At 48.5% G+C, this 13783-nt stretch carries 14 protein-coding genes and 1 pseudogene; 6 read left to right on the forward strand and 9 right to left on the reverse strand.

Features of this window, described 5'->3' with window-relative positions; genetic code table 11:
- Complete coding sequence (locus tag MFP24_RS07490; protein WP_249232819.1) at positions 1 to 285, reverse strand: hypothetical protein; 285 nt, start codon at positions 283 to 285, stop codon at positions 1 to 3.
- Between the two features lie 75 nt (positions 286 to 360).
- Complete coding sequence (locus tag MFP24_RS07495; RefSeq protein WP_150437838.1) at positions 361 to 552, reverse strand: YlcI/YnfO family protein; 192 nt, start codon at positions 550 to 552, stop codon at positions 361 to 363.
- A 293-nt stretch (positions 553 to 845) separates the two neighbouring features.
- Here MFP24_RS07495 and MFP24_RS07500 point away from each other — a divergent pair, with 293 nt between their 5' ends.
- From MFP24_RS07500 to MFP24_RS07525, 6 genes are all read left to right on the forward strand, one after another.
- Positions 846 to 1046 (forward strand): hypothetical protein, encoded by a 201-nt coding sequence (locus MFP24_RS07500; protein ID WP_249232820.1) that lies wholly within the window; start codon positions 846 to 848, stop codon positions 1044 to 1046.
- 412 nt (positions 1047 to 1458) lie between these two features.
- Complete coding sequence (locus MFP24_RS07505; protein WP_249232821.1) at positions 1459 to 1944, forward strand: JAB domain-containing protein; 486 nt, start codon at positions 1459 to 1461, stop codon at positions 1942 to 1944.
- Between the two features lie 323 nt (positions 1945 to 2267).
- Complete coding sequence (locus MFP24_RS07510) at positions 2268 to 2900, forward strand: ParA family protein (protein WP_249232822.1); 633 nt, start codon at positions 2268 to 2270, stop codon at positions 2898 to 2900.
- A gap of 80 nt (positions 2901 to 2980) precedes the next feature.
- On the forward strand, positions 2981 to 3196 hold the full coding sequence (locus MFP24_RS07515; RefSeq protein WP_121590240.1) for a hypothetical protein: 216 nt from the start codon (positions 2981 to 2983) through the stop codon (positions 3194 to 3196).
- Between the two features lie 20 nt (positions 3197 to 3216).
- Positions 3217 to 5052, forward strand: a complete 1836-nt coding sequence (mobH, locus tag MFP24_RS07520) for a MobH family relaxase (RefSeq protein ID WP_249232823.1) — start codon at positions 3217 to 3219, stop codon at positions 5050 to 5052.
- Positions 5045 to 5374: a hypothetical protein gene (locus tag MFP24_RS07525; protein ID WP_249232824.1), complete on the forward strand. Its 330-nt coding sequence runs from the start codon at positions 5045 to 5047 to the stop codon at positions 5372 to 5374. The genes mobH and MFP24_RS07525 overlap by 8 nt, the downstream gene beginning before the upstream one ends.
- Before the next feature lie 590 nt (positions 5375 to 5964).
- Here the strand turns inward: MFP24_RS07525 and MFP24_RS07530 are convergent.
- From MFP24_RS07530 to MFP24_RS07560, 7 genes and pseudogenes are all read right to left on the reverse strand, one after another.
- Positions 5965 to 6305 (reverse strand): annotated as a pseudogene (locus MFP24_RS07530) (zincin-like metallopeptidase domain-containing protein); the annotation flags it as partial.
- A 141-nt stretch (positions 6306 to 6446) separates the two neighbouring features.
- Entirely contained in the window at positions 6447 to 6905 is a 459-nt protein-coding gene (locus tag MFP24_RS07535; RefSeq protein WP_075206659.1) for a ubiquitination-like system serine protease family protein, read from the reverse strand.
- Positions 6902 to 8077 (reverse strand): ThiF family adenylyltransferase, encoded by a 1176-nt coding sequence (locus tag MFP24_RS07540; RefSeq protein WP_249232825.1) that lies wholly within the window; start codon positions 8075 to 8077, stop codon positions 6902 to 6904. The genes MFP24_RS07535 and MFP24_RS07540 overlap by 4 nt, the downstream gene beginning before the upstream one ends.
- The gene (locus MFP24_RS07545) at positions 8052 to 8807 is read right to left on the reverse strand and encodes a multiubiquitin domain-containing protein (protein ID WP_049264799.1); all 756 of its coding nucleotides are present in this window, start codon (positions 8805 to 8807) and stop codon (positions 8052 to 8054) included. Before MFP24_RS07545 ends, MFP24_RS07540 begins: the two co-directional genes overlap by 26 nt.
- An 83-nt stretch (positions 8808 to 8890) precedes the next feature.
- On the reverse strand, positions 8891 to 12274 hold the full coding sequence (locus tag MFP24_RS07550) for a UvrD-helicase domain-containing protein (RefSeq protein ID WP_249232826.1): 3384 nt from the start codon (positions 12272 to 12274) through the stop codon (positions 8891 to 8893).
- Between the two features lie 10 nt (positions 12275 to 12284).
- Entirely contained in the window at positions 12285 to 12866 is a 582-nt protein-coding gene (locus MFP24_RS07555; protein WP_249232827.1) for a hypothetical protein, read from the reverse strand.
- Positions 12863 to 13639, reverse strand: coding sequence for an RNA polymerase sigma factor (locus MFP24_RS07560; protein WP_249232828.1), 777 nt, complete (start codon positions 13637 to 13639; stop codon positions 12863 to 12865). Before MFP24_RS07560 ends, MFP24_RS07555 begins: the two co-directional genes overlap by 4 nt.
- Between the last annotated feature and the right edge of the window lie 144 nt (positions 13640 to 13783).

A 13783-nucleotide genomic window follows, 5' to 3' on the forward strand; every position in this document is an offset into this window, starting at 1 on the left:
TCAGTCATCAACACGCCGACACAATGCACCTTTATAATAATAACCAGGCCCTTCGGGGCCATCAGCATGATAACCGCTTATATTTTCATCGTCGGACATGTCAGGTACAAGCGCCAGAAAGTCCATAATCAATTCACCGACCGGTACAGCCTGATCCTGCGACTCCGACGCGGGCGATTGATCATGGCTCTGCTGCATTTGCTGCATCGCTTCCCGGCATTTATCTTCATTGGTCCATTCGTTATCCGGGGCGCTTTTCAGCCAGTTTTTGAGGCTGTTTTTCATGGTTGCATTCCCTTATCCGTGTCCGCCAGCATGATGAAAGTTTACCACCTTGCACAAAAAACGCACAATATTTGTTCATTTTTGCTGGTTCTTGCGTCGTATCGCATCCAGTTTTCTGTGGCAGGCATCCAGTACCCAGGCGGAGAAATTGGCGTTAGGGTTATCCGTTTTTTCCTGCTCTACGCTGGTATTGATTTCGTCGATAAGTTCATGAGGGAAACGAACCCCCTTTGTTGTAGAACGATTGTTTTTAAAACCTGTAGGCATACCGTTTTTCCTTTGTCGGTGAAGGAACACTATACAGAGGAAAAGAGTTTTTAAAAATATTGACGTGTATATGCACCTAGCGCTATGGTGTATGTGCACCAAAATACTCTATGGTGAATAGCGAAGCCCGGCAGTGCGCCAACACTAACCGGGCCTCTGACCACAACGTTATAGGAGTAACGCTATGGCTGATGCCCAGTCTACCCAAGCTCGTCTTAAATATCAGTACCTTTTACAACTTCTTCCCATTCTGCGAAAGGCTACTGCTCGCCTGTTGGTTCAGGAGGCGGACTATGTACGATGACACGCCATTGGAACTGGACGAACTGATCGATCAGTGCCGGGCGCTGGTTTATGCCGCTGTGAGAATTGAACGAGAGGGTGTTCGTGAAGTTCTGCTGTTCGTTTTGCAGGAACGGATTGAATGTCTGCATAATACTTGCCAGAAGCAAATCGAAGAAGAACTGGCTGAGGCGAATGCGACTAACGGGTAGTCAACGCCTGATTGCCGTTTCCGATCATCATTCATTTCAATAAAATCATAGCCTGTTTTTCGTCACCTATAACGAAAAAACAGGCTTTTTGCTTACATACAACCAGAGAAGAACCGTCTGCCGGGAAGTATGAATAGCGGCGACCAGGCCATTTTGCAGATGGCGCGAGTGAGTCCTAATACCCGCTTCCCCTTCTCCAACACAGTAACCCGTTAAAAAACATCATTTCAGATATTCAGTTTTCCGTATATCCACGCCACTCCGTAATCCACCATTCCCCCGGCAAGTCGCTGCTGTCGCAGCACCCGGTGAACGCCGTTCACGCCCCCGAATGCTCATACACCTGAAAACGAGCGACGCCTTACGCGCTGGTGCATACCCTCCACATTATTCCTGATATCGGAGAACCAACATGTCTGAATTAATCCAATATGGTCCTTTTTCGCCTACGGACAAAATGCTGATTGCCCGAGCTATCCAGGCAATCGAGAAACAATTTTTCCATGCTTGCGAAAATACGCCCGTTTTTACCAGCAGTCTGATGGTTATTGATTATCTGCGTTTACAACTCAGCGAACATGACAGAGAACATTTTATGGTGCTGTTTCTTAATTCACAAAACCAACTCATTGCCGCAGAGAAACTTTTCAGTGGTGATTTGGCTCGCGTGGAAGTTCATCCCCGAATTATTGCCCGCAAGGCGCTTGTACATAACGCCAGCAGCCTGATTCTGGCGCATAATCATCCTTCGGGAAATCCCTCTCCCAGCCAAGCGGATCGCGCACTCACCCGTAATATGGTGCAGTGCCTTTCCCTCTTCGACATTAATATTCTGGACCATATTATTATCACGCCCGGCGATGCGTATTATGCCTTTTCCCAACATGGCGAAATATAATCTGAAAGTACCCTTCACTGAAGGGTGCTTTTTAATTATGCATTCATGAAAAATGGATTTCATTATTATCTTTGACGGACTAAAAAGGAAAAAGGCCAACGGCAAGGGATAAAGGTTTTTAAGGGTAACAGGCATTACCGAAAGGGCCTGAGGCAAAAGGTCATTTCCCTGAACAGGAAATCCTGTTTTCATGCATTCAGTCTTTAATAAAACATGCTGGCTCTGTTTTTAATTAATTACCGACCAATTAGTGATTTTCCGTCAGAGTTTCTCCTGCATTCATTCTTTTGGCTTTTCAGTATTTCATGAATTCAGGAGATCCTATGATCATCAGTTTTATCAGCCAGAAAGGCGGCGTCAGCCGTTCAACGCTCGCCCGCGCCACTGCCGTTGAACTCATTCACTCAGGCAAAAAAGTACATCTCGCAGACCTGGACAGCCGGCAACAAACGTCCGCCAAATGGGCGGAGCGCCGCGATAACGCCGGTATTTCTCCCGCGGTGGAAACCGGCGTTTATCGCCGTCACGACGTGGCGCTAAAAGTCGCAAACAGTTATCAGTGCCTTATCATCGATACCCGTCCGTTTGTCGATATCTCTTCTCTCGATATCGCCCGTCAGTCAAACCTCGTCGTGATCGCCACCGGCACCTCGCTGGATGATCTGGAGCCCTCACTACTGTTGGGCCATGAACTGGTGCATAGAGGTATCCCCCACAACCGGTTGTTCTATGTGGTCAGTAAAGCGCCCAGCCAGGCCGAAGGCCGTTCCGCCTGTCAGACCATCACCGCCTGGCAGTTTGCCTGCGCGCACACCTTCCTCACGTTTAAACCGGGTTACAGCATTGCACTGGATGCAGGGCTTTCCATCACGGAAACGCCGTGGGAAACGCTGAACCAGCGCGCCAAAAACGTGATCCACGAAATTTGCGGTCGCGCGGCCCGTCCCCTGCCTTGATCTCTTCCTGCATGAAAACAGGAAAGAAGAAAAATCGGTATTCATGATTTCAGATACTTTCGGCATTCAGGACTTCTGATATGGCAAAAAAATCCGTACTCAAGTTGACGCCCCTTGCACCCCGTCCACTGGAGGTAACGAGCACCGAGCACCAGACCGACAATACAAAACCCATTCAGATCCGCATCGATCCCCTGATGCACCGAGAAATCAAGGCGTTTGCCGCCGAGCAGGGAAAAACCATCACGGCATTTTTACTGGAGTGCTACCAGTTTTACCGCCAGATGAACAAATAACATCATGACAGGTCACCATCATGAAAACCGGCATTCATGCAAAACTAAAATGGCTCACCGGCAAAAAGCCAATATCCGAACCGGCAACCGCCCCTGTCTCTCAGGAAATTACTACCGGCTGGTTATATCCGCAGAAAGCAGAAGCGCTGCTCGTTACTCCGTTACGCCGACAACTGATGAAAATCATCTGGCAGAGAACATCGCTACCCGTCGCATTATTCAAGGAACTGTATCAACGCCCGGTTGCACATTTTGCCGAACTGGTACAACAGTTTCCGGCCTCTGAATACCATCATCACTCGCATCCGGGAGGGCTGCTGGATCACACGCTGGAGGTCATGGCATTTACGGCAAAGCTGCGCCAGCGTCATCTCCTTCCCGCTGGTGCGGCCCCGGAAGATCAGGCCAGAGAAGCCGAAGTCTGGACGGCGGGAATACTGTACGCCGCACTGCTGCATGATGTCGGAAAAATAGTGACGGATATTGAAGTCATGACCGACGATAACCAGCGCTGGTTGCCGTGGATGGGGCCGCTGACGAAACCTTATCGCCTGAGATACCAAAAAAACCGCGATCACCGGCTCCACCCGATGATCGGAAGCCTGATGGCCTTACAGATCCTGCCGGTTTCGGCGCTCAACTGGCTGGCACAATACCGGGAACTGAACGAATCCTTTCTGTACTGTATCAGCGGCCATTATGACAACGCGGGTGTACTGGGTGAACTGGTTCAGGAAGCGGATCGCGCGTCGGTGGCACAGTTTATGGGGGGCAATGCCAGCCAGACGCTGACCCGCCCGGCATCCTCGCTGCCGGAACAACTCATCTCTGCCCTGCGGGAACTGGTGAGAGCGGAATTCAAGCTAAGTAACCCAAGTTCAGGCTCCGATGGCTGGCTAACAGACGACGCCCTTTGGCTTATCAGCAAAACCACGGCCGACAGAGCGCGGGCATGGCTGCTGCAACAGGGCGTAACCAGCGTACCTGACAGCAATGTCCGCCTATTTGATGAAATGCAGGCGCACGGCCTGATTGTTCCCACACCGGAAGGAAAGGCGGTCTGGTCATGTACCGTCACCGCTGACAGTGGCTGGACGCCGGGCCGCCCACTAACATTGTTGCGCCTGGCGCCATCACTGATCTGGTCGAATGCAGAAGAACGGCCCGCGCCATTTACCGGAAAAGTGATACCAGGCAGTACGGCGACGACTTCCCCTGAAAAAAAAGATGCTGACAGCCAAAGCGCGCCCGACATTACCACACCTGAAAACGAACTCAGTGAGTTGGCTTTTTCTCTGTTTGCACTACCGGAACAGGAAACTGATAAATACATCCTGCCCGAATCAACGGATATAGTGGATGAATTACCGGAAGTTCAGCCCGGACAGGTAGAAGCAGAGACAGGCGGCAGGGAAAACGTCAGTCTGCAACCAGAGACGCCACGTCCCGTTGCCGTACCGGAAGCCGATCAGGTTAAGGATGCCGGTTTTATCGACTGGCTCAAGGAGGGCATACGAACCCATAAAATTGCAGTCAACGATACGCTTGCAAGAGTGCATATGGTGGAAGGAAAAGCGTTTCTGGTATCGCCGGAGATCTTTAAGCTGTATGTCAGAACCACTACCGGCGCAACCGGTGATGAATGGAAACAGGTGCAGAAAGCATTCCAGAAACTGAAACTCCATCAGCGCGGCAACGATGGCATCAACATTTTCGTTTGTGAAGTGCAAGGCCCGCGTAAAACGCGTCGGGTGAAGGGGTATCTGCTAAACAGGCCGGAAGATATCTTTGATGAAGCTGTGCCGGAAGATAATCCTTATTTGTCAGTTGTTAGGACCATTCAAAGTAGTGAATGATTTTAATCGTGAGGCGCTATTATTAGACAGGCCGGTATGTATGAAGGGTGCGGCATTGCCAGCCCAGAATATTCCCCCAGTATCTATAAACGGAGAAATCACTAAAATGAGAAAAATCAACTATCAAGGCACGACCGTCAACATACTGGATGATGACGACATGCTGACCAACTGCGCGATAGGTTCCTATGCCGTCATTGAAGATTCGGGCTATTACGTTGCCGTGCGTATTGAAGAGAAAAATGCACCGGCGATTCACACTGACCCTTTTACCTCGCTGGAAGAGGCGTTGGACGAGATTGCCGTTCAGTGTAAATCATAATTTTTTGCCCATTTCTGCGCCTCTCTGGTAATGCAAACTCTGAACGACCCTAGCGTTTAAATGGATAAGGATCATTTACCGTTGTTGGAAGACTAGAACCTGTTACGACGAAGCAAAATATTTGCTGGCTCTTGAAGCGCGAAAATCGCCCTTACTGAAGGCATAAAAAGCTTGTCGAATGTCTCAGGGCGTGAAACGGACGTTAGCACTTTCGGCTCATGTACATGATAATGGTTCTGGATATGTCCACCGGAACTGTGGACATTTAGAATATGAACGCCAATATTATCTTCAACTCGGATGTTAATGCCTGTTAGAAAGTAAAAAATTATGAACTTCCGCTCTTAACTGACTGCCATATATGGTTGTGTGCTGTACGAGAAAGCCGTACGGCGATATGAGCTAATGCAGTTAATCACATGGAGTAACTACACATCAATCCCTCCTTGGGGTTGTCTTAATTCCACTGCAGGAACATGACTGTTCGGTGCTCGCCCTGTCTGCGCTCCGCCTCACTCATGTCCCTACAGCGTTACTGTTTTAAACGGCCCCTACACGCAAAGCCGCATTCCTTTGCAGTGCATTCCCGCTCAAAGCTTATCCATCAAATAACGATGAGCTTTTGATGCCGCGCTGGCGGCCTTGAAAATATAGCGTTTGTCGTTCTTCAGTGCTTTCAGCTAGGAAGCAATATAACTTTCATGCTGAACCTCTCCAGCGATACCCAGACCGCCATCAGGAACGCGCTTCCCAGCTCGGCGATCAACTCCTCAAAAGCATAATCCTCACTGCCAAACTTCCCTTTCATTTCACGGTTCAGCCGACTTGATGCCCCGCTCCAGTGAATCAGCTCATGCAGACCGGTGGCGCAGAAATTGGCGGCATCAGAAAAAAGGTACCGTTCCGGCAGCCAGATTTCATCGGTAGAGGGTACCGGTATGCTTTTATGACATTCCAGCATACCGGTCCATAGCCAGACCGATGAACTCGCCTGTAGAACAAGCTGAATGTAACCTGCCCAGAGTCATGCTTTTCAGGTCTGATAGTTTTGAGCACTGTTAAAGTCATTGCCCTAACTCAACCACTTCCTTAACTTACTCCAAATGGATAGAGGCTCAGTTCTCATCCCAGAAGACTCCTCAGTTGGCTCCTGTTTAAAATCTTCAGAAGTTTCGGTCGCATTAGTCTGCGCGTAATAACGCTTCTTAGCCGCTTTATCTCGACGCATCTCCGCATCGATTTTGGCTTTATCCCAAGGAGCTGCTTCCAGTACGCGGTTACACTTAATTACATAGTGCGATCGACAGGGTAAATTCCAATTTCCTACGGATGGCCAAAGCGAAATGGTCTCACCATCGAAGGTTAACTTCCAGTCAGTTGGGGTTAGAGGGGTTACTACTTCATGTCCGCAACCACAACAGCAACTGTGGATAACCGTGCCATACTCCATGGAAACGTACAGAGTGCCGGCTTCAAGTTCTCGTGGAATCCCTTTAACGAAACACGGGGTCAATTGGTAATGGCGTATCATAGTAAGTCACCATTCAGTAACATATTCCCGTCAGTCGTATATGAACAGTGATGTTCATTTTCAAGATCACGATAAAACCCGAGTAGTTTCTTCCATTTGATGACGGCAAGTGCCGCATTCAACATGTTTAACTCGGCGACTTGAATATTTGAAGCGTAAACGTTTTCTGCGCCACTCTCCTTGAAAGACACACGGGTGCGAATATGTTCACGCTTCTCTGGAGTGCTGGTCGTCACCCTCAGGATGCCACCAAGCGATCCGTCCACCAACTCGAGCCCCATTCCCACGTCTATGAATGACACCCCCATATATTCCAGCTTCTGCATCGCTAAACGTTTTGGCTCGCCTGCGTCCATGCAAAGGAAGGCAAAGGTGATTCCATCCAAGAGATTAAGATTATCCAGGCTTATCTGTACTGCATGCGTAACGATATGACGGTGCATCTGACCGTAAATTCCCGCCAGGTAATCTACTTTCTTCGGCACTTCCCTGAGAGTGTTAATGGACGGGGCGCCAGGTGCGCGAAAAGCGTTGTGCTGAAGAAAATCATCACCATCGATGAGACGTATCTCACTAACCGGCGTTTTGGCTATCTGGTCCAGTATGTAGGAACCTGTACCTCCGACTCCAATGATGGCAATGTGCTGACCTTCAAGTCGTGCAGTTAATGCCCCGATCCCGACCCGGTCAGATGCGGTTTCAAGATAGTTAAATACGCCCCCTTCCTCCTCATCAGGGGTTTTAAAAACACGTGGACTAACGCCAGGTTTGAGGGTGGCGGCGTGGCCAGAAATGATCGTCGCATAGGTGGACATCTTCTGATGGTAGTCACTGTAACCTTCAGGCCCTGGCTTACTGGAGAATAAGTGCTGAGCAGACAGTCCATGCCCAAGATTTACCTCTTCACTCTGATGAAAAATAGCCTGAATGCGCACCCCCTGGGAAGTGCATGGAAATTCTCCATCAAAGTGAATTGTGTGTGGTTCTGGTTTTTGAGTAACGTCGCCAGACATGCAAAGGCTCGATATAAGCGTGCCGGTTTTAACTTCCCGTTGCGCGTTAACATACGGCACGTCACGCATGACCAGGAAAGCACCTACAATGTTTACGTGGTAACCTTCTTCGCGCAAGCGCTTCAGATCGCTATTAAGATTGAATGGTGCGGCCGACATTGATTACGCTCCCATTTTTCACTTCGATAAAGGCACCTGCAGCTAACTCACCACTGTGTGGTTTTGAGCTCGCTCCACGATATGTAATTGAATATACGATCTCAGCAGTTGGAGCTTCACCTGGATATGCGATAGCCACAAATTGCTCGAAAGTTTGATGACTATCGCTGACCTGAACTTCACGTCCATTAACGACGATATCAATCTTTGGTTTACGCTTTGGCGCCGTTACAAAGTGTTCAATTCCCGGAGTCGTAAGATCCACCGCCTCATTCGGTTCAATCTGGCGATCATCACCGCCACGGACAACCATAAATACGGCATCGCCGTCGCCTGGTTTTGCCAGTTCATAAAGTGCTGCCCCTGAAATTGCAGGTTTACCCCATGATACTTGACTGTCGTTTACAGTAAGTTTGAAATCACGATCGGTCTGGAAGGCCACGAAACGTTCAGCGCCATGACCGCGTAAATCGAAAGGTTCATCAAGGCGAAGATCTTCAAAGTCTCCCGTCTGAAGAATGGCGAAGAGGCTATAGTCATCATTTGCACGCAGACCCGCAGCAATCAGAATTTGTCGACCCAGTGGAACTGGGTCATTGACTACAATTGCGTGAAAATCCAGGTTTTCCTGCGCAAACAGGATGCGGTAGGCATTTGCCGGACGCAGTTCGCGGCCTTCGCGAATAGCTTCTCCGACATCGTCGATATTGTTAATATTTTGGCTGTTCATGTTTTGCATATCCTTGAGTTTGGCCAGACGATGTCTGGCTCTAATACTCAATCGATGCAGCTATACCAAAGCGGTAAATTATTTTAGAATTTTTTTTGGAGCGCGCCTGGAGGGGTCAATCCGCAGACGAAAAATGCCGGGCAGGAGGGACAGACCCGGGATGATGATTCGGCGGGAAATACACCCCGACTTATAGAGTCTAAGGCAACATGAAGCTTTTCCTGCCGGTTATGTAGCATCTTAGTGCTCAGATCAATCGGCGTTACAGTCTTATCAGAAAGATGAACTAACTCCACTATCGCGTCAGGAAAGGCTCTCCGTGCTGCCAGTATAAAAGCGGCTGCGCCAAGGTCCGATTCTTCTTTATCTCTTTTATGTCCGGTTCTAACCCGGCGAAACGTACGTCGCCCATTTGAGTAAATCAACACATCGTCAGGTTCTACGGTGATAGGGATATCCCCGAACTTCATCGTGAGTACACTGGGTGTTTCAGGAGCGTGACCTTCGCGAATTGAATTAAAATATCTAACCATGTCAAGTGCCAGAGACTTAAACTCAAGGGCATATCCGTGCTCAGCCAGACCTTCAACTTTGAGGGCTTGCTCAACGCTGACTTCTATATTCGTAATTATTGTAGACTCTGCCTCGATCATATCCTTGAACACTTTTCGGACAGCATCGTGCATTTTTGAGAATGGGGTTGGTGATCGTCGCCCCCCGATTTGAAGGACGTGAGTATAGAAAAATCGTCGAGGACAAGATTCATAGAGGGAGACCTGATCGCCACTAAGTTTGAATTCTCCATCCGCAACCCAGTCTATAGGTAAAGATTCGGGAGGCTCAATGACCGGATGATGAGGCTCTATGTTTCTTTGAATCAGATTGGGCTCAATACGATCCAGATACTCGGATTTCTTTCGGGTACTACCTGCAGCGTTTCGTAGTGCAGCATAGAGGAATAACTGGTCCCTGGCTCTCGACAATGCAACATAGAATAAGCATTCTCTTTCCGCCTTGTGCTCCATACTAAACTGCTCCCTGGCATTCGCCTTACTATCGACTATCATCCCATCGGGTGGTGGGCAGGCTTGCTTTTGCGTATAACCAGGAAGGGTATCCGCATTCATCCCCGGGACATGGACTACAGGAAATTCAAGCCCTTTTGAGCCATGTATAGTCATGAGGCGAACCGCGTCAATGCTTTGTGCCGCTACCGGGAGTTGCCTGAGGTCACGATCGTCCCCTAGTCGGACTAAACGGCGGATGCGATCTAATGTGCGAGTGATAAATAATCCTTCGCCAGTTGAAGGCTGGACTCGCAAGAAATTAAGTAACTGCCAGGTTGCAATACATTGGGAGCGGTCACTGCGACCTGAAGAAGTTGCCAGGCGAGCTACAATACGAGTCCTGTCTAAAAGTACAGTGGCCAGCACAGTCCAGGGTGAAGTATCGCCGCTAAAACCGTCCAGTGTTTTAATCAGCCGCTTTAAGGCAGTACGGCCATTTGCAGAGATTTGGAACTGATCTACTTTATCTCTCCAATCCCCCCTGTCATCTTCTTCACGCAGGCATGCAAGAATATTTCCGACATCTTCCAGCGACATCGTAAATTCTGGCAGGCAAGCCATCCTCACCAGGCCCATTGCGCGGCGATCCACTAAAAGGGAAAGCAGTGACAGCCAATCCTTTATCTCTGGACGCTCGAAAACACTGCCCAAGAAAAGGACAGGGATTCCTAAACGCTCGAGTTGTTGCCCAATTTCTGAGAGTTTTTCGTTGCCTGTACAGAGAACGGCCTGATCACGATATGGGTAACCGGCACCTCGCATTTTCTGTATAGCGTCCGCAAGAGCTGGTGACTGTTGAACGCCTTGTCCCACAAAGCGAAGTTCGGGTTTGCAGGCATTACTGCCCCGATTGGGGCGTAGCCCGCTATAAGCATCCCCCACAGCCATACCCACCGCAAATCTCGAAAATGTTGAAACTATTTCAGGCACCGATCGGTAGTTCATTTTTAACCGATATCGCACCCCGCCTGGAAAATCTTCATTTCCTAAGCGCGTCATGTTAAATGAAGAGGCACCTCTAAAACGATAGATTGACTGCTTAGCATCCCCAACTGCCCACAAATTTTCACCATTACCACATATAGCTTTCAACAGTCGCACGCTGCTGTGGTTGACGTCCTGGTATTCGTCCACCAAAACGTGTTCATAGGTAGACTGGATATGGGAGCGAATAGCATCATTTTCTTCAAGTAGCTTTACAGGTAATGAAACCAAATCCCCAAAGTCTATACATTCAGACTGTTGCTTAAGATTCTCATAAGCTGCGTATACCTTGGCGACTTCAATCGCTTTCTCTGCATCGGTAATAGCATCACTCTCAACAGCGCTATCGCGCATGGCCTGCGCCAGTCTCAGGTAAGTGCTTGCATCAACTACCTCGTCTTTAGCACGTGAAATGCCGGCGAGAAAGTCCGCAATAATCCGGCTTGGATCATAAAGATTGCGGTAATGAACAAGTCCTAATTTTGGGAACTCATGCTCCAGCAATTCTACTGCTTCTGTACGATCCAATATCCGGGGGGATTGTGGCAGATTCAACTTATCGTGAAACCGGCGAACCAAATCGAGGCCGAATGAGTGGAAGGTACCGATCCACATTGCAGCTGCAGCACTGCTATCGACACGCGCAATTCTTTCAGCCATTTCTCCTGCCGCTTTATTTGAAAAAGTCAGCAAGAGAATTTCCCGGGGATCAACCCCTTCATTAAGCAGTCCTTTTACACGGCCTACCAATGTCTGTGTTTTTCCTGTGCCTGGTCCGGCTTCAAGCAAAAAGGCAACACCACGATGGGCTGCGGCTTTAGCCTGCTCATCGTTTAAAGGAAATTCAATTGCTGACTCTGGATTTTCAGGCAAAGTCGGGGGCAACAGTAGTGCATCAAAAAGTTGTTGAGCAACGACGTCAAATGGCGCTCCAAGCTTTTCGGCAATACTTGAAGCACTTTGGCCCTCCAGATAAAGCGTTCTAACAAAATGTCTAGGTAGCAAAAACTCGCGCGCAAAAAGATCCATCTGGACCTCTCTTCGCTGTCTGCGACTGTAATCTACGACTCGCTCAACTCCCAGTGGGGAGCTCTCCGACGTCCTTGTGGGATCTATCGTATAACTCTGTTCATCCTCTTCGACATCATCTCCAAGTTCAGCGTGACCAATTTCATGAGCGACGAGGAATGCTTGTTCAAAAAGAGTTGCGCATTTTTCGTGGAGAATAAACATCTCCTCTGGAATAAAACGAGCGCGCGCGCCTCTCAGGTTAGGCGATCCTTTTCTTGTGCTCTCTACATCAAGGCCTCGTCTGTTGGCTTCAGCAACAGCAAACTCATAGGGAGTCCATGGATTTTGTCCTGAATCAACGGCCTGATCATGTAGAGCAGCAGCGGCCTTACGAGCCAGTTCCACTGCTTGCACGTTATCTATCCTCTTCCATTAAGTTTCTGATTTCTTCCTCAGACAACCCGGCATCCCGAAGCAGTCGTTCGAAAGTAATCTTCTCTGCTTCACCCGGTTTAGATTCGGACTTATAACTCCCTGCAACCTCCATGTGCGGCTGCTCGAGTGAGGTAAATAACTGTTGTACGCTGATCTGAAGTTGTTCAGCAAACCTGACCAGAAAACCCCTGGGAACAGATTTGGCGACTACGTTTCGCTCTTTGAATGCCATGACGACCTGTCGAGGTATCTCTAGCGATTTAGAGAGAGCCCGCATTTCTTGTGCCGAGAGTCTAGCGAAGGGGTCCACCGCTGTTTTGCCCGGTGAATTTTGGATGCGAGTGGTAGCAGAATTGATTAAGCGGCGCTGGGACTCAGAGAGTGGCGCTTCATCTTCGATTGATATTCTGGCTATCTCTCGAGATAAATCTATGAGGTCATTGGCATATTCCGGGAAGGCTGCAAGGTACTTTTGCAGAGTCGCTTTTCCCACATCATGCTCTATGGAAAATGACTCCAGTACCTCTTCCAGGGATGCCTGAGGTGAAAGTCCGGTCATCATATGCCCCCTTCAAACAGTGAACGAAGACGTGCAAACGCCTTATTTTTATGATTATGGATGGTCTTTTCAGACTTGTTTAGAGCTTTGGAAATCGTTATCTCTTGTGGGTCGATGGAGTCTATTGGAAAATCTAATCGGAGCATTTCAATGATTCGCTTCTGTAGATCAGGTAAAGTCTCAATCGCCGCATCAAGCTCACGACGGTAATGAAAATCATTGAGATCTGTTTCTTCAAAAGGATTAAAACCTTCAGAAGCAGTTTCAACCTCTATAGTTACGTCCTCTGAATCATCGTACTCCAACTCAGTATTCCTATTTTCCGACCGATAAGACTTCTCCTGAGCATCTTTTTTTAAATTTGAAAAGGCCAAATCAAAACGGATTTCAAAAATGTCCAACCGTTCTTCATACCCTGCTTTATCAAGCATAAGCATCTCAACGATACGGTCAAAAACACTCTCCTGAATGTCGCTTTTCAGCATTGATACAGAGTTTCCACCATGATTAACGGCTCGAGGAAGCTTCCTGAAAATGCGTTCTGAGAGGATCCTGAAGAGGGGATCAAAAAGAGTTTGGTTAGTCAATGCGCTGCGCCGGACGAAGTAAAGAAGACATTCACTGGGCACATATTGCGGATGTGTCTTGCTCTGCTTACACAACTGAATCAGATTTTCATCCGTGAGGGTGGCTAATTCTGCCAGCCTAACTTCGGTCTCAGGTAAGCGTGTGTAGAGTGTTCCACCCTCAGTTTGTTTTTGAAGAGGAATGATCAATGCAACCTCCATCATAATGCTTGTGTGTCGGAAAAGTACTTTCTGCTCTAGAAAAGAGTGCGCAAGGTTAAAGAAGCACAATGATTAATTTGCCGGTGTTATTTATCAATTCATATCCAGCAATCTGCTCATGTTTACTGGTCT

The organism is Brenneria tiliae, assembly GCF_023347575.1.
Taxonomy (GTDB): Bacteria; Pseudomonadota; Gammaproteobacteria; order Enterobacterales; family Enterobacteriaceae; genus Brenneria; species Brenneria corticis.